The sequence below is a fragment of the Gammaproteobacteria bacterium genome, from assembly GCA_013001575.1.
Taxonomy (GTDB): Bacteria; Pseudomonadota; Gammaproteobacteria; order Steroidobacterales; family JABDMI01; genus JABDMI01.
The window spans coordinates 34,270-50,568 of the sequence record JABDMI010000048.1; the positions used below are offsets into that span (position 1 = coordinate 34,270).

Sequence of the window (16,299 nt, forward strand, 5' to 3'; positions counted from 1 at the left end):
ATGCAAAAACATACCACACAATCTGAAATACTAGCCCCGGTCGTACTTGGACTCGGTGCTAGCGGAGTGTCGTGTCTGGAATATTTTGCGAATGTAGATGCGGTTGCTGCCTGCGATGACCATCTGTCCGCTGAAAAACTTGCAGAGTTGCAAACGCGTTTTCCAAATATCGAATTTGTCTCCAGCACAGATTGTCTGCAGCGCGATTTCAGTGAGTTGGTCGCGTCACCGGGAATTGCGGATTCGCATCCGCTTATTCAAAAATCAATACAGACTGGCACCCCTGTAGTTTGTGATATTGAATTGTACGCGCGTGAAGAAAGCGCTCCGGTGATCGCCATTACCGGTACGAATGGTAAAAGCACCGTAGTCTCCTGGTTGCATCATGTCTTGCAAGCCTGCGGATATCGCTGTGCCCTGGCCGGAAACATCGGTGTGCCTGCATTGAATGTTTTGAATTCTGAACACGATTGCAGTGTGCTGGAGTTGTCGAGTTTCCAGTTGGAGCGGACCTATTCTTTGGCACCATTGGCGGCCTTGATATTGAATATCAGCGCCGATCACCTCGATCGCTATGCGTCGATGGAAGAATACAAGCTTGCCAAACAACGCATTTACCGGAATGCAAAGATTGCTGTGATCAATCGTGATGCGCAAGCGTTTGATATGCCAGTAAGCGTCGAACAAAAAATTTCCTTTGGCCGGGATCAGACTGATTCCGATGCGGCAACTGAAGTGGACTTCAGTGTTATTAAAAAACACGGCAAAAATTATCTGGCTTTTCGGTGCGAAGCTTTATTGGACTGTAAAGAATTGCCTTTGATCGGTGAGCACAATGTGTCTAATGCATTGGCAGTGCTTGCCTGTGCCTTTGCATTTGGTGTTGAGCCAGCGAAAGCCGTCAAAGCCTTGCTCGGATTCAAGGGCTTGCCGCATCGCACAGAACTCGTGGCAATCATAGATGAGGTGCGCTACATCAATGACTCAAAAGCAACCAATGCCGGTGCAACCATTGCCGCAGTCAGCGGCGATCTCGATAACATCATATTGATCGCCGGCGGTGATGCCAAATCTGCAGACCTGTCACCTTTATCCGACGCATTGAAGGGCAAATTAAAAATGGCCATTTTGCTGGGTCAGGATGCACATAAGCTTGAAGCAATTTTGCGTAAATTGGCACCTTGTGTACACGTAGACAGCATTGAGCAAGCGGTAGGGATTGCTGCAGACATGGCGGAAGCTCAGGATATTGTGTTGTTATCACCAGCCTGTGCCAGTCTGGATATGTTTAGCAATTACATTGAACGCGGCGAGCGCTTCCGTCAAAGTGTTCAGGAGTTGGCCGCATGACAACTCTGACTCAAAAAACCGCTTTGCATGCAGCCGCTCGCGCCAGCAGACAAAGAATTGAAGAAAACCAGCCGGTAATCGGGTTCCTGGATCAACGACTCTTAAGTGTCAGTTTGATCTTGCTGTTGGTCGGGGTGGTAATGGTGTATTCAGCCTCGATCGCAAGTGCTGAAAAGCTAATGCACAATCCAGCGCATTATCTGAATCGTCATTTAATTTTTGCCGGACTGGGATTGTTTGCGGGTTTCATCACTTATCAGATCCCAACTAAATTCTGGCGGCACACACGCTGGTTGTCGTTATTGGCGGTATTTGTGCTGTTGATACTGGTTCTGATACCCGGCATCGGAAAAGAAGTGAATGGCTCACGTCGCTGGATCGATTTCGGCTTGTTTGGATTGCAAGCCTCTGAATTGGCGAAACTGGGGGTGATCATCTTCTTGGCCGGTTACCTGGTTAATCAGCAACAAGACGTGCAACAAAGTTTCATGGCCTTTATGCGCCCCTTGTTCGTGGTGGTTTTAGTGTGTGTTTTGCTCATGCTGGAACCCGACTTTGGAGCCACCGCCGTACTTATGGGCATCACCATGGGTATGCTGTTTTTAGGCGGCGTACGCATATTGCATTTTTTGTTTTTTGTTATCACTTCAGTCGTTGCCTTGACGCTGGTTGCGATCTCAAGCGAATATCGCGTGCAGCGTATTTTGTCTTTCCTAGATCCATGGCAGCACTCACAAGACAGTGGCTATCAATTGGTGCAATCACTGATCGCGGTAGGGCGCGGTGAATGGTTTGGTGTGGGTTTGGGTAATAGCATGCAAAAGCTTTTCTACCTGCCCGAGGCACATACCGATTTTGTGTTTGCAATCTTTGCTGAGGAATTTGGACTGGTCGGGGTTGTTGTATTGATCGCATTGTTTGTAATGTTATTGTTAAGAGCTTTTGCGATTGCGCGGGGTGCCATGCGCTTGCAACGGCCTTACCAAGCGTATTTGGCCAGTGGTGTGGGTCTGTGGCTGGGCCTGCAAGCGGTGATCAATATTGGGGTAAATCTGGGCGCACTTCCAACCAAAGGTTTGACTTTACCATTGATCAGTTATGGCGGAAGCAATCTGATCTGTGTATGCATTGGCATCGCACTGTTGTTACGCGTGCATAAAGAAAATATTCGTGCCAGTCATGGTTACGCCAAAAACACATCGGGTAATCGCAGCAATCGGCGTAAAAAAGGGGCAGGCATATGACTCTGAATACCGAGCGCGCACATCCCATGCAAGCGATCGTGATCATGGCGGGTGGTACCGGCGGACACATTTTTCCTGCAATGGCAGTGGCCAAACAACTCATGGCAAGTGGTTGTCCGGTCTATTGGATTGGGACTGATAACAGCATGGAGGCCAAACTTGTACCGCAACACAATGTACCGATGCGTTTTATCAACATTCAGGCATTACGTGGCAAAGGTCTGATGACCAAATTATTACTACCCTTGCGCTTGCTAAAGGCGATAGTTCAGGCTATTGGTATTCTGCGTGAGTTAAAACCGGCCGCAGTCCTTGGCATGGGCGGGTTTGTCACGGGGCCAGGCGGCGTGGCGGCGTGGCTTTTAAGAAAGCCATTGATCATTCATGAGCAAAATGCCGTAGCTGGAATGACTAACCGCTACCTGGCACGCTTGGCTCGGCATGTGTACGAAGCATTCCCGCATAGTTTTGATAACAAACAAAAAACTGAAACGGTAGGCAATCCGATTCGTTCCGAGATCGTGCAATTACACGCACAGGAAAAAATAACCGATCTGAATAATCGCCCACTGCACTTGTTAGTGGTTGGCGGTAGTCTGGGTGCCCTGGTTTTGAATGAAACTGTACCCAAAGCCCTGGCAATGTTATTTGCCCAGCAAAAATTAACCGCCGAGAACATTGAGATCCGCCATCAAACCGGCGAACGCACTTACCAACATGCACGCACAGCCTATGCGCAAGAAAAAGTAAACGCGGATATCATTAAATTCATTGATGATATGGCAGCGGCGTACGCCTGGGCTGATGTGATCATTTGTCGCGCCGGTGCATTAACCGTATCCGAAGTGGCCGCCGCCGGTGTGCCGTCTATATTTGTTCCATTCCCGCACGCTGTGGATGACCATCAAAGAAAAAATGCCGAGGCCCTGGCAAAACAAGATGCCGCTATAGTGCTGGTGCAAAAAGACCTCAGCCCGGAAAGCTTGGCGAATTCCTTGTATGCAATGATTCAGCAACCGCAACGTTTGCAAAACATGAGTCAACGCGCCAAAGCCTTTGCTCAATTGAACGCAGCCGATGTAATTACCCAACAGTGCTTGCACTACGCCAGGGAGGCCGCATGAACCGTCCCATGCATCGCATAGAGCATATCCATTTTGTTGGCATCGGTGGAGCCGGCATGGGTGGTATTGCTGAAGTGTTACTAAACCTAGGCTATACCGTGAGCGGTTCGGATATTAAACAGAACGCCATGGCGGCTCGTTTGGAAAATATGGGTGCAAGTGTATTCATCGGACACGCCCCGGAAAACATTGAGAGCGCCGATGTGGTGGTGATTTCAACAGCCATTCCCGACAACAACCCGGAAGTTGCCACGGCACACGAGCGACGCATTCCTGTTGTGCGACGCGCTGAAATGCTCGCGGAGTTAATGCGTTTTAAATTCGGAATAGCCATTGCTGGCACCCACGGGAAAACCACCACAACATCCTTAACCGCCAGTGTGTTGGCCGAAGCAGGGGAAGATCCCACCTTTGTGATCGGTGGCTTGTTAAATTCCACACAAAGTAATGCCAAGCTGGGAGCCGGACGCTATCTGGTAGCTGAAGCCGACGAAAGCGATGCCTCATTCTTACATTTGCAGCCCATCCTGGCGGTCGTGACTAATGTGGATGTTGATCACCTTGGGACCTACGAGGGCGATGTGCAAAGACTGCATCATTCGTTTATTGAATTTTTGTCTAATTTGCCATTCTACGGCACAGCCATTATGTGTGTGGACGATGCCGGGGTACGCGAGATCATGCCAGATGTGCATCGTCGCATACTGACTTACGGCATGCATGAGACGGCGGATGTGCGCGCCATTGATCTTAAGCAAAATAATTTTCAAACCAACTTTAGTGTGGTGCGTGAAGGCTATCCACAACTGGACATTCAATTGAATATGCCGGGCTTGCACAATGTACAAAATGCTCTGGCCTCAATCGCCATTGCCCAGGAATTGGGTTTGGAAGAGGAATCCATTTTAAAAGCCCTTTATGCCTTCGATGGCATTGGGCGGCGCTTTGAGCAATTGGGACGTGCCTCTGTTAAACAAGGTGAAGTGACGCTGGTCGACGACTATGCGCATCACCCTGTTGAGTTACAAGCGACCTTACAAGCTGCCAAACAAGTGTGGCCAGATCGCCGTCTGGTTGCGATTTTTCAGCCGCACCGTTACACCAGAACCCATGAATTAATGGATGACTTTGTGCAGGTTTTATCCGGAGTCGATAAGTTATTACTCACCGAGGTCTATCCTGCGGGTGAAAAAGAAATTAGCTCTGCAAACAGCCATGCTTTAGCACGGGCTATACGTGAACGCGGACAAGTCGAGCCAGTATTATTAAGTGATCTGGACGAGATCGCGCCAACCCTGTACGCGGTTGCCGAAGACAATGACGTGGTGTTGATCATGGGTGCCGGCAGCATTGGCCGTGTGGCACAAACCATCGTTGCGCAATTGACCGCATTGAATAAAGACGGAGAGGGCGCATGAAAGGACAAGCCATGCAACGCCTGACCCGTAAGATAACTTCGACCAAAGACTTTGGAAAAGTCGCAGTTCTGTATGGCGGCATGTCCGCCGAACGCGATGTGTCGCTCATGAGTGGCAAAGCGGTACACGCAGGACTGGAAAAACAATTGGTCGATGCACACTTGATCGACCTGCAACATCAAGATCTTCAAATCTTGGCTGAACAACAATTTGATCGTGTTTTTATTGCCTTGCACGGACGCGGTGGCGAAGACGGCACTTTGCAAGGTGCTTTGGAACATTTGAATATTCCCTATACCGGTTCAGGGGTTCTGGGATCGGCCTTGAGTCTGGATAAGTTACGTTGCAAGCAGGTCTTCAAGGCGTGTGGATTGCCAACACCGCGCTGGGCTGTGGTCAATGCTGCAACCGATAGCCAGACATTGATTGATGCGGTTGGGCTGCCCATGGTGATCAAACCTTCCAATGAGGGTTCAAGTATTGGCATGAGTATTGTCATGCAGGCAGATGAATTGCCGCGTGCGATTGAAGCCGCATTGCAACTGGATGCCAATGTGATTGCCGAGCAATTCATTGACGGAAAGGAATTAACCGTATCGATATTACACGACCGGACATTGCCGATCATTCATATTGAAACCCCGCGCACCTTTTACGATTACGAAGCAAAATACTTTTCCGATAATACCCGTTACCACTGTCCCGCCGCTTTACCTGAAGAGCTCGCACAGAACATTGCGGCAATGTCACTCGCTGCATTCAAGGCAGTCGACGCCTATGGTTGGGGTCGGGTTGACTTGATGTTGGATCAAAAACAGAACGCCTGGTTGCTTGAAGTTAATACCGTGCCCGGAATGACCTCCCACAGTCTGGTGCCAATGGCGGCCAAAGCTGTAGGTATTTCATTTGCCGATCTGGTCTGGCAAATACTTGAAACGGCTTTTATTCAGGAGCAATGCTAATGGCTAAGCGCATGGCAAAACGTCTGGATAGCAAAACTGTTAAACGTCGCACAAACGCAGGCAAGAAAAAAACCACAAGTCAAATTAATTCGCTGGCATTTATGTGGCCCCGCATCAAAATGGGCTTCAGCGCTCTGAGTGTTGTGGTGGTGTTCAGTGCTTTGCTGGCGTCGGCGTATTACTTGATAAATCGACCATTACAGTCGATCGAGTTGCAAGCCGATTTGGTGAGGGTGAACAGTCTGGAGATTGAAAAAGTGTTGGCGGATTACCAGAACATGAAGTTCTTAAGTGTGGATCTGACAGTACTCAAGTCACAAATAGAATCAGTTGGCTGGGTGGATCGCGTCGAGGTACAAAGACGCTTCCCGGGCAAACTGTTTATACAATTAACCGAGCATGTCGCAGCTGCACGTTGGGGTGATAGCGGGTTACTCAATACGCGGGGCGAATTAATTGTGCAAAACGCACAATTTTTGCCACCAGAACTACCACGCCTGGATGGACCACAAGGCACCGAATGGCAAGTAGCACAACAATATCTTGAACTGCGTGGCTATGTTCAAAAATATGGCTTGCGTATTAAAACGTTCGGAATGGACGCCCGCGGCGCATGGCAATTCAGATTATCCAATGGACTAGAGGTCAAGATAGGACGTGATGCAATCATTCAACGCTTCCAGCGTTTTGCACGCCAGGTATTGCCTTTGTTATCGCAACAATCACGCAGCATGGCGGTGGTCGACATGCGTTACAGCAATGGTTTTGCAGTCAAATGGAATTCGGAAAATGACACTTCGCCAGCTACTGATGGCGAAAATTACAGCGAGATTCAGTCTGGAAACAGTTCACAAAAAATAACCCAAAAAAACACGCATACCAAAATAATGCGCAGTGGAGGAGATCAGTACGATGTCTAAACTTACCGATAAAAACCTGATCGTTGGGCTGGATATTGGCACATCAAAAATTGTCGCCTTGGTCGGTGAACTTAATGATGAAGGTCAGGTTGAGGTCATCGGGCTTGGTACCAGCGCTTCCAACGGTCTTAAAAAAGGCGTGGTGGTGAACATCGAAGCTACGGTCTCATCGATTCAGCGTGCAGTCAACGAAGCGGAAATGATGTCCAACTGCCAGATCACTTCGGTGTTTGCCGGTATTGCCGGGAGTCATATCAATAGTATGAGTTCAACCGGGGTAGTCAAGATTGTAGATGGCGAAGTCGATGAAGACGATGTGCATCGGGTTATCGAGGCCGCTCGCGCTATGGACATTCCTGACAATCAACGCATTCTGCACGTACTGCCACAGCAATTCATTATTGATAAACAAGAAGGCATCCGCGAACCGATTGGCATGTCGGGTGTACGCCTTGAAGCCAAAGTTCATATGGTCACTTGTGCCGAGAGTGCCGCGCAAAACATTATCAAGTGTGTACAACGCTGCGGATTGGAAGTGGAGAATGTGGTACTTGAGCAATTAGCCTCCAGTTATTCCGTACTCACCGAAGATGAAAAAGAACTCGGGGTCTGTTTGGTCGATATAGGCGGGGGCACCACCGATATTGCGGTTTTTTGTGGTGGCGCGATTCAACACACCGCAGTGATACCGATCGCCGGAGACCAGGTCACCAACGACATCGCCATAGTGATGCGTACCCCGACCAAAAACGCTGAAGAGATCAAGATCAAATACGCCTGTGCTTTATCACAACTGGTTGGCGCGGATGAAAGTATCGAAGTGCCAAGCGTTGGCGACAAACCCGCCAGACGCCTGGCACGCAGCACCCTGACCTCGGTAGTTGGTCCGCGTTACGAAGAATTGTTCACCCTGGTGCGTAATGAATTGCAACGTAGCGGATTCGAACAATTGATTCCGGCCGGGATAGTTTTGACTGGCGGAACCTCAAAAATGGAAGGCGTGATCGAGTTGGCGGAAGAGATCTTCCACACTTCGGTGCGTCTGGGCGAACCAACGCATGTGGTCGGCTTGGCCGACGTGGTACGTAACCCGATCCACGCCACGGGCGTTGGCTTGTTGTTATACGGACGTCAGCATTATCTAAATGAGCCGGAACACAAGCCTATGGGGTCCGGCCTTAAAGATGTGTTGGAACGGATGTTGGCCTGGTTCAGGAAAAGTTTTTAGGAATTTAGAACCAGTGTATTTATTGAATTTGAAAATTCGTGTGCGACTGCAAACCTGTGCACGTGTTTTTAAACATGCAGTGACTGAAAGGTCATTTAATTTGAAATCAGAGGAGAAATACTATGTTTGAATTGATGGATTCCAGCCGCCAAAGTGCGGTCATCAAAGTGATCGGCGTCGGTGGTGGCGGCGGTAATGCGGTAACCCACATGATGTCAGCCGGAATTGACGGTGTAGACTTTATTTGTGCCAATACCGATGCTCAGGCTTTGGGTAATTCCAAAGTTAAAACCGCCTTGCAAATTGGTTGTGGTATTACCAAAGGGCTGGGCGCAGGTGCAAATCCCGATATCGGTCGTCAAGCGGCGATGGAAGATCGTGATCGCATCAAAGAAGTGATCGAAGGCAGCGATATGTTGTTCATTACCGCCGGCATGGGTGGTGGCACGGGCACAGGCGCGGCGCCTGTGGTTGCCCAGGTTGCACGTGAAATGAATATTCTGACGGTAGCGGTGGTGACCAAGCCCTTCGGATTCGAAGGTGACAAACGTCAGCGTATCGCTGAAAAAGGCATTGAGGAATTGAGTGGGTATGTCGACTCACTGATCACTATTCCGAACCAGAAACTCTTGAGTGTACATAGCAACCTCAGTTTGCTGGATGCCTTTAAAGAAGCCAATAAAGTCTTACAGGGCGCGGTGCAAGGTATTGCGGAACTCATCACGCGTCCTGGTTTGATCAATGTGGATTTTGCCGACGTACGCACCGTCATGTCAGAAATGGGTATGGCCATGATGGGTACCGGTACCGCACAAGGCGACAATCGCGCCCATATCGCGGCCAGTGAAGCGGTTTCTTCACCCTTGCTGGAAGACATCAATATTTCCGGTGCGCGCGGTATTCTGGTCAATGTTACAGCCGGTGCCGACCTGAATATTATGGAGTTGGATGAAGTGGGTTCAACGGTTAAGGAATTTGCATCCGACGATGCTACGGTCGTGATCGGTACGGTAATCGATGCCGAGATGTCAGGACACTTGCGGGTTACGGTAGTGGCTACAGGTTTGAATGACAGTGCCGCGGCGCTGGAAAAACCGGATGTACGCAGTCTGGTGCGCGAGATCAAGTTACCTGAGCGTCCGGACTTTGAAGAGCTTGACAAGCCCATGGTGGCCAGACGTCAACAACGTGCAGTTGGCGGCGATGTAATGCCGGCTCTGTCCAGTGAGGATCTTCTGGATATTCCTGCATTTCTACGCAAACAGGCGGATTAATGCGCTAACTCTTCTGATTGATGTATGGGGTAAACAGGAATTGATGCAGGTGTAAGGGTAATAAATGAGTAAATGACTGGGTTTATGCAATAGTGCCGTCGTATCCGTGACTTACCAATTGGTAATAATCAGGTTACAATGCGCTGTTATATAAGCTTTATGTCATGCTTGTACCGGCAGTCAAAGCCTAGACTTTTGGAATAAAAATGCTACGACAACGTACCTTAAAAAACTCGATCCGGGCAACCGGTGTAGGTTTGCATTCAGGCGAAAAGGTTTTCATGACTTTACGCCCCGCACCGGTGAATACGGGTATTGTTTTTCAGCGTGTTGATCTTCCTGAACCCCAATGTGTGAATGCCGACGCTAGTCTGGTCGGCGACACCATGCTGGGTACTTCCCTGATCCAAAATGATGTGCGCGTGGCTACCGTTGAGCATTTGCTCTCAGCCATGGCTGGTGTGGGTTTGGATAATGCCTATGTTGACTTGAGTGCTGCGGAAGTCCCGATCATGGATGGCAGTGCGGCACCTTTTGTATTCTTGTTGCAATCGGCTGGCCTGGTTGAGCAGAATGCCTTGAAAAAATTCGCCCGCATTAAAAAAACCGTGCGTGTCGAAGAAGAAGACAAGTGGGCACAGTTCGATCCATACGAGGGCTATAAAGTCAGTATGACCATCGATTTTGATCACCCGGTCTTCAAATCACATACCCAGTTTGCGAGTATCGATTTCTCTTCAACTTCTTATTTGAAAGAGGTCAGTCGTGCCCGCACCTTCGGTTTTATGCGTGACATTGAAATGCTGCGTTCACGTCAATTAACCTTGGGCGGGTCTTTGGACAATGCGATTGTGCTGGATGATTTTCGTGTACTCAATGAAGACGGCTTGCGCTATGAAGATGAATTCGTTCGTCACAAGATCCTGGATGCGATTGGTGACCTGTATCTACTCGGCTACAGTTTGATCGGCGCTTTCAGTGGCTATAAAACCGGTCATGGTTTAAACAACAAATTAGTACGTGCAGTATTGCAAGATCGTTCTTCCTGGGAAGAGGTTACCTTTGATACTCAGCAGTCTTCTCCGATTTCTTACGTGCGTGCCTTGGCATTAGCCTAGAACAAACCTGTTTCTAAAAATTTCTCAAATACTTTCTAAGCTGATTCAGATTACGTCGGCCGCAGTCCGCACTACTATTTTCTCCAAGCGATAGCGATCTTCGGGATCACTGTAGGCGGTTTCCCAAAAGTCACGAATATTCTCGGTTTCAAAGCGTAGCCGATTGGCCCAGGCAGGAGACTCGGCAACCAGAACCAATATATGATTTCGATAGGTTGCCGCCAGTAAGCGTTTGGCAAAATGTGATGGAAGTACTGCCCTGATTCGGCTTAATAAGGTATCATTCTGGGTTTGCTGTTGGGTCAGGCGCGAAAATAAGTCACCTGTCTGATCAGCCAGAATATCCTGAAGCGAGCGTGGATCTTTGTTTTTCATGGATTTTCTATAAAATACAATAAGTTACAAGACTCATAAAGCGATATAACAGCCACTCTACTGGGCATCGCAGAGCGTGTCAAAACTTGGAGCGAAAACCGGCACCTCCCGGTTTACCGCATTTTTAGGCGCAGCCTGAATGGAAATCAAGCGTTTGCCATTTGTAATTATAAATTGATTGAGCCAAATGAACATAATTGTTTTAACAAAAAGTCAAACTCAGGCACGTCAGATCGATCTGATGTCGCCACGTTTTATAGCCATGGGTGTTGCGATCCTGATCGCAGCCTTCAGCCTGTTATTTTTTGCCGGATTTCAGATTGGAACATCAGGTGTAGATCCGGATGAACACGCGCGTCTGTTAGCTCTTCAAGAATCCCTGAATGCACAATCCCTGAGTATTGAAGAACAGAATGAACGTCTTAACAATAACATTCAGGAAAAAGTTAATGCTGTTGCGATCCGTTTGGGACAGTTACAAGCTCGACTGATACGTCTGGATGCCATGGGTGGTCGTTTGACTGAAATGGCCGGACTGGAAAAAAGCGAATTTGATTTCACAGAGGTTCCTCCACAAGGTGGGCCGGAAAGCGCACCTCACTCAGTCAGTCTGACCGAACTCGGTTCAGAACTGGATCTGTTTGATAATTATTTGGAAGATCGTGAACAACAATTAAAAATTCTGGATACATTTCTTGAAGTGCATCAGCTTAGTCAGGATACCGAGGTACAAGGTAAACCAGCGCCCAAAGGCTGGATCTCTTCGCATTACGGCAAACGCATTGATCCTTTCACCGGTAAAAAAGCCAATCACACCGGGGTTGATTTTGCCGGTTATGATGGTGCCGATGTAGTTTCTGTAGCGGCAGGAGTAGTTACCTGGACCGGGCCTCGCTCGGGGTATGGCGAGATGATCGAAATTAATCATGGCAATGGTTATGCCACCCGATATGCGCACAACAAAGTGAATCTGGTCGGGGTTGGTGATCAAGTTCAAAAGGGTGATGTGATCGCACTCATGGGCCAGACCGGTCGTGCAACAGGTCCAAACTTACATTTTGAAGTCTTAAAGAATGGTCAATCGGTCAACCCGGTTCCGTTTATTAAAAAATCCAGATAGGTCCTAACGCTGGTTTGAAATTCGCAATTCGCACCCCATATTCAATTTTATCGGCAGCCATGGTTGCCGATTTTTTTAATTACACGAACAAATTTAGGTCCTGTAACCGGACGTAAAAACAAGACAATTTTGCGCCAGTCGCAAAGAGGGAAAAACGTGGCAAATATCCTGACAAAAGTTTTCGGAAGTCGTAACGACCGATTACTGCGAAAATTCCGTAAAACCATCCAGATCATCAATGGTCTTGAAAGCAAAATGGAAGTGCTGGACGATGCAGCGCTAAGTGCCAAAACCACTGAATTTCAGGATCGCATTGCCAATGGGGAGTCACTGGACTCCATTCTCCCGGAAGCCTTTGCCGTGGTCAGAGAGGCCAGTCGTCGCACCCTGAACTTGCGTCATTATGACGTGCAATTAGTGGGTGGAATTGTTATTCATCAGGGCAAGATCGCTGAAATGCGCACCGGTGAAGGTAAAACCCTGATGTCAACTTTGCCGGCCTACTTGAATGCACTCAGTGGCGATGGCGTACATATTGTTACCGTGAATGATTATCTGGCCAAGCGTGATGCCGAGTGGATGGCGCCAATTTATAATTTCTTGAATCTTGAAGTGGCAACAATTTTTAGCGGGCAAGCAAAAGAATTAAAACAGGCTGCTTACAATGCCGATATTACCTACGGAACCAATAATGAATTTGGTTTTGATTATTTGCGCAATAATTTGGCCTTTAGTGCTTCTGACCGACTACAGCGAGGTTTGAACTTTGCCATTGTGGATGAAGTGGATTCTATCCTTATTGATGAAGCACGTACACCTTTGATCATATCCGGACCGGCGGAAGACAGCACCGACCTGTATTTGAAGATCAATAAACTTATTCCAAACCTCGAGCCCCAGACTGAAGAAGATGGCCCGGGCGATTACCGTCCGGATGAAAAGTCCAAACAAGTACATTTATCGGAAGACGGTTTCAGTAAGGTCGAAGGATTAATGCACAAAGCGGGTTTGTTACCAGAAGGTCAGTCTTTGTATGACGCTTCAAATATTATTTTGATGCATCACCTCAATGCTGCCATGCGCGCCCATGCGCTCTACATCCGTGACGTGGATTACATCATTCAGGATGGTGAAGTAGTGATCGTGGATGAATTCACCGGTCGTACCATGCCGGGTCGACGCTGGTCGGATGGTTTGCATCAGGCTATTGAAGCCAAAGAAGGACAAAGCATTCAAAGTGAAAACCAGACATTAGCCTCGATCACGTTCCAGAATTATTTCCGCATGTATCAGACCCTGTCTGGCATGACGGGTACAGCGGATACAGAAGCCTACGAATTTCAGTCAATTTATGGACTGGAAGTGGTGGTGATACCTACGCATAAACCAATGGTTCGTGATGATCGTCCGGATCTGGTTTATCGCACCAGTGATGAAAAATTCCGGGCTATCGTAAACGAGTTGCGAGAGATCAACATGCGAGGTCGTCCGGTGTTGGTGGGTACAGCATCTATCGAGACATCAGAATTATTGTCGGCTTTATTGAAAAAAGAAGGCGTGCCACACAATGTGTTGAACGCAAAACAGCACGAACGCGAAGCCGAGATTGTGGCGAATGCCGGACAATTGGGCGCAGTGACCATTGCAACCAACATGGCTGGCCGGGGTACAGATATCGCCCTGGGCACTTTTGAGTACGCTGACCTGGTGCGTTATTGGGTTAAGCACGGCTATGCCCCAAATTCGCTGAATGAAAATACTCAAGACCCGGCGCCTTTGATCATTGAGCAAATGTTCGCAGAATATTTTGATCAGGCCACGATTGAAAAACATCAGTCAAAATCAACTGACGCCAAGCTCAAACTAATTAATGATCTGCTAAAAGAAAACAAGATCGAAACATTATCGTCGGAGCATATGCAAAAAGGCATAAGTTCAATTGTCGAATTAGGTGGCTTGCATATCCTGGGAACAGAACGACATGAATCGCGTCGAATCGATAACCAGTTGCGAGGTCGTGCGGGTCGTCAAGGTGATCCGGGCTCCAGCCGTTTTTATATTTCCTTGCAAGATAACCTGATGCGAATATTCGGTGACGTAAAGCGTATGGATGCCATTATGCGTATGTTGCCGGAAGACCAGGCGATTGAAAGCAAAATGCTCAGTCGCCAGATCGAGGGTGCACAACGCAAAGTGGAAGCGCATAACTTTGATATGCGGAAGAATTTGCTTGAATACGATGATGTTGCCAACGAACAACGCAAACTGGTTTATGAATTGCGTAATGACCTCATGGATGAAGACGATGTGTCGGATATTATCGAATCAATCCGCGATGACAGTTTGACCCAACTCGTAGAAGATTACATTCCGCCACAATCGGTAGAACAACTCTGGGATGTTTCCGGTTTGAGTCAAACCCTTTCCAGTGAATTTGGTTCACAATTCGATATCCAGGCCTGGATGGAAGCCGATAGCAAACTCAACGCCGATGGTATTCGCGAGCGCGTTATTCAAGAAATTGAATCTGCCTATGCGGATAAAGAACAACAGATTGGCAGCCCAACGCTCAGACACTTTGAAAAAGCCGTCATGCTTCAGCAGTTAGATATGCACTGGAAAGAACATCTGGCCGCCATGGATCACTTGCGTCAAAGCATTGGTCTGCGCAGTTATGCACAAAAGAATCCCAAGCAGGAATACAAAAAAGAAGCTTTTACCATGTTCAATACCATGTTGGACAACGTGAAACGCGATACCGTTAGTATTCTTGCACGCGTACGCGTACGTGACGAACAGGAAGTTGAAGAAATGGAACGCAGACGTCAAGCGCAACAAGCCAAACGCAATATGCAATTCAAGCACGCCGAGAGTTCCAGCTTTAACCAGGGTGACGCCGACGCAGAGTCAGCTAACGCTGCGGAGCCAGTACAACCATTTGTGCGTGAAGGGAAAAAAGTAGGTCGCAATACCCCGTGCCCGTGTGGCTCCGGCAAAAAATACAAACATTGCCATGGCAAGCTAAACTAGAGAATTGTATTTGACGCTTTGTAAGGCTGCATAATGTCTGAAACTGCAATCGATGTGGCCGTTGCTGTCATTCGTGATGCGGCTGGCAGAATTCTGGTCAATAAACGTCAAATCGATAAAGAACATCCGGGTATGTGGGAGTTTCCAGGCGGCAAATTTGACCCGCATGAGACGCCTGAACAAGCCTTATACCGTGAGTGCGAAGAAGAGCTCGGTATTCGAGTAAAAGCGGCGCAAGAGCTAATCTGCCTAAGCCACGAATACCCCAAAAAAACCGTTTGCTTGCATGTTTTCGTGGTGTCTGAGTACTTGAATATACCTCAAGCACTAGAGCAACAGGAGATGGCTTGGAAAACCCTGAATGAGCTAATGGTGTTTGAGGGCTTACTTCAGGCTGATCGGCCCATTCTGGAAAAGCTCATAGAATTGGAATCCGAAAATTATACTTAATTAGGTTCGGGTTTTGCCGGGTGCTCAGCTGGCGTACTGAAGCCTTCCTTACTCGTGTCTGAAATTGTATGCTCTTCCATGAACCAGGCGCCGAGATCGTGCAAGCGACAGCGTTCAGAACAAAAAGGCCGAAATTCAGACTCACTGTTCCATTTCACCTCTTTGTTACAACTTGGACAATGAACAGTAGCGGTCATAATTTTTAGCAGCACACCAGGCGAAAGCTAATGTCCTGGTCAGTTTGTTTAGAGCGTTCGCTAATATCTTGTGGTTGATAAAACCGAATGGTAAAACGATGCTGGCTGCCACTGATCTCGGGATAGAGGTCCGTGTGTTCGGGTAACCCCACGCGAATCAGGCTCACATTACTTTTGCGACCAAGTTGTTGTTGAAACACGCCTCTGCTTGCGACCACATCATCGTATTGTGAGCTTTCACGCGTAAGCCATAACACACGCTGAATGGCTTTATGCAAGGGCGTGATGTTGCTATACCAACTCTCCAGGTCACTGACTCGGTGTTCAAATGGCTGGCGTAACCAGTGGGCAAATGCCGGTAAATCAAAATTACACGCACCACCGGGAATAGCCGAACGGTGTTTGATGCTGTTCAGAAATTCGTGCTCGCGAAGTTCACTGCCAAGACTCATTCCAAGAGCCTCAAGCTGTAGTCGAGTTTGGGCAATA

15 protein-coding genes are annotated in these 16,299 nt (G+C 48.2%); 12 read left to right on the forward strand and 3 right to left on the reverse strand.

The annotated features are described in order from the left end of the window. The 9 genes from murD to HKN88_04625 all read left to right on the forward strand — a co-directional run bounded on the left by murD (position 1) and on the right by HKN88_04625 (position 10,638). The gene (murD, locus tag HKN88_04585; protein ID NNC97329.1) at positions 1-1,350 is read left to right on the forward strand and encodes a UDP-N-acetylmuramoyl-L-alanine--D-glutamate ligase; all 1,350 of its coding nucleotides are present in this window, start codon (positions 1-3) and stop codon (positions 1,348-1,350) included. Next, positions 1,347-2,594: a putative lipid II flippase FtsW gene (ftsW, locus tag HKN88_04590; protein ID NNC97330.1), complete on the forward strand. Its 1,248-nt coding sequence runs from the start codon at positions 1,347-1,349 to the stop codon at positions 2,592-2,594. The genes murD and ftsW overlap by 4 nt, the downstream gene beginning before the upstream one ends. Before the next feature lie 26 nt (positions 2,595-2,620). After that, positions 2,621-3,718, forward strand: coding sequence for an undecaprenyldiphospho-muramoylpentapeptide beta-N-acetylglucosaminyltransferase (gene murG / locus HKN88_04595; protein NNC97331.1), 1,098 nt, complete (start codon positions 2,621-2,623; stop codon positions 3,716-3,718). Then, complete coding sequence (gene murC / locus HKN88_04600) at positions 3,715-5,136, forward strand: UDP-N-acetylmuramate--L-alanine ligase (protein ID NNC97332.1); 1,422 nt, start codon at positions 3,715-3,717, stop codon at positions 5,134-5,136. The genes murG and murC overlap by 4 nt, the downstream gene beginning before the upstream one ends. An 11-nt stretch (positions 5,137-5,147) precedes the next feature. After that, positions 5,148-6,098, forward strand: coding sequence for a D-alanine--D-alanine ligase (locus HKN88_04605; GenBank protein ID NNC97333.1), 951 nt, complete (start codon positions 5,148-5,150; stop codon positions 6,096-6,098). Continuing rightward, the gene (locus HKN88_04610; protein ID NNC97334.1) at positions 6,098-7,018 is read left to right on the forward strand and encodes an FtsQ-type POTRA domain-containing protein; all 921 of its coding nucleotides are present in this window, start codon (positions 6,098-6,100) and stop codon (positions 7,016-7,018) included. Before HKN88_04605 ends, HKN88_04610 begins: the two co-directional genes overlap by 1 nt. Beyond that, positions 7,011-8,246 (forward strand): cell division protein FtsA, encoded by a 1,236-nt coding sequence (ftsA, locus tag HKN88_04615; protein ID NNC97335.1) that lies wholly within the window; start codon positions 7,011-7,013, stop codon positions 8,244-8,246. Before HKN88_04610 ends, ftsA begins: the two co-directional genes overlap by 8 nt. 122 nt (positions 8,247-8,368) lie before the next feature. Further along, entirely contained in the window at positions 8,369-9,520 is a 1,152-nt protein-coding gene (ftsZ, locus tag HKN88_04620) for a cell division protein FtsZ (protein ID NNC97336.1), read from the forward strand. A 206-nt stretch (positions 9,521-9,726) separates the two neighbouring features. Beyond that, on the forward strand, positions 9,727-10,638 hold the full coding sequence (locus HKN88_04625; protein NNC97337.1) for a UDP-3-O-acyl-N-acetylglucosamine deacetylase: 912 nt from the start codon (positions 9,727-9,729) through the stop codon (positions 10,636-10,638). 45 nt (positions 10,639-10,683) lie between these two features. On the opposite strand, the gene HKN88_04630 is transcribed toward HKN88_04625, so the two are convergent. Then, the gene (locus HKN88_04630) at positions 10,684-11,013 is read right to left on the reverse strand and encodes a DUF721 domain-containing protein (GenBank protein NNC97338.1); all 330 of its coding nucleotides are present in this window, start codon (positions 11,011-11,013) and stop codon (positions 10,684-10,686) included. Between the two features lie 187 nt (positions 11,014-11,200). On the opposite strand from HKN88_04630, the gene HKN88_04635 reads away from it, so the two are divergent. The 3 genes from HKN88_04635 to mutT all read left to right on the forward strand — a co-directional run bounded on the left by HKN88_04635 (position 11,201) and on the right by mutT (position 15,613). Next, complete coding sequence (locus HKN88_04635; protein ID NNC97339.1) at positions 11,201-12,133, forward strand: peptidoglycan DD-metalloendopeptidase family protein; 933 nt, start codon at positions 11,201-11,203, stop codon at positions 12,131-12,133. A 156-nt stretch (positions 12,134-12,289) separates the two neighbouring features. After that, positions 12,290-15,163 (forward strand): preprotein translocase subunit SecA, encoded by a 2,874-nt coding sequence (gene secA / locus HKN88_04640; GenBank protein ID NNC97340.1) that lies wholly within the window; start codon positions 12,290-12,292, stop codon positions 15,161-15,163. Positions 15,164-15,196: 33 nt separating this feature from the next. After that, positions 15,197-15,613 (forward strand): 8-oxo-dGTP diphosphatase MutT, encoded by a 417-nt coding sequence (mutT, locus tag HKN88_04645; protein ID NNC97341.1) that lies wholly within the window; start codon positions 15,197-15,199, stop codon positions 15,611-15,613. On the opposite strand, the gene HKN88_04650 is transcribed toward mutT, so the two are convergent. Further along, positions 15,610-15,810, reverse strand: a complete 201-nt coding sequence (locus tag HKN88_04650; GenBank protein NNC97342.1) for a DNA gyrase inhibitor YacG — start codon at positions 15,808-15,810, stop codon at positions 15,610-15,612. The two genes, mutT and HKN88_04650, sit on opposite strands and share 4 nt — an antisense overlap. 5 nt (positions 15,811-15,815) lie before the next feature. Then, entirely contained in the window at positions 15,816-16,262 is a 447-nt protein-coding gene (zapD, locus tag HKN88_04655; protein NNC97343.1) for a cell division protein ZapD, read from the reverse strand. Between the last annotated feature and the right edge of the window lie 37 nt (positions 16,263-16,299).

Bases quoted from the DNA above. Each gene is read 5' to 3' on its own strand.
- murD (NNC97329.1), top strand. From the start codon at position 1: ATGCAAAAACATACCACACAATCTGAAATACTAGCCCCGGTCGTACTT.
- ftsW (NNC97330.1), top strand. From the start codon at position 1,347: ATGACAACTCTGACTCAAAAAACCGCTTTGCATGCAGCCGCTCGCGCC.
- murG (NNC97331.1), top strand. From the start codon at position 2,621: ATGCAAGCGATCGTGATCATGGCGGGTGGTACCGGCGGACACATTTTT.
- murC (NNC97332.1), top strand. From the start codon at position 3,715: ATGAACCGTCCCATGCATCGCATAGAGCATATCCATTTTGTTGGCATC.
- HKN88_04605 (NNC97333.1), top strand. From the start codon at position 5,148: ATGCAACGCCTGACCCGTAAGATAACTTCGACCAAAGACTTTGGAAAA.
- HKN88_04610 (NNC97334.1), top strand. From the start codon at position 6,098: ATGGCTAAGCGCATGGCAAAACGTCTGGATAGCAAAACTGTTAAACGT.
- ftsA (NNC97335.1), top strand. From the start codon at position 7,011: ATGTCTAAACTTACCGATAAAAACCTGATCGTTGGGCTGGATATTGGC.
- ftsZ (NNC97336.1), top strand. From the start codon at position 8,369: ATGTTTGAATTGATGGATTCCAGCCGCCAAAGTGCGGTCATCAAAGTG.
- HKN88_04625 (NNC97337.1), top strand. From the start codon at position 9,727: ATGCTACGACAACGTACCTTAAAAAACTCGATCCGGGCAACCGGTGTA.
- HKN88_04630 (NNC97338.1), bottom strand. From the start codon at position 11,013: ATGAAAAACAAAGATCCACGCTCGCTTCAGGATATTCTGGCTGATCAG.
- HKN88_04635 (NNC97339.1), top strand. From the start codon at position 11,201: ATGAACATAATTGTTTTAACAAAAAGTCAAACTCAGGCACGTCAGATC.
- mutT (NNC97341.1), top strand. From the start codon at position 15,197: ATGTCTGAAACTGCAATCGATGTGGCCGTTGCTGTCATTCGTGATGCG.
- HKN88_04650 (NNC97342.1), bottom strand. From the start codon at position 15,810: ATGACCGCTACTGTTCATTGTCCAAGTTGTAACAAAGAGGTGAAATGG.
- zapD (NNC97343.1), bottom strand. From the start codon at position 16,262: ATGAGTCTTGGCAGTGAACTTCGCGAGCACGAATTTCTGAACAGCATC.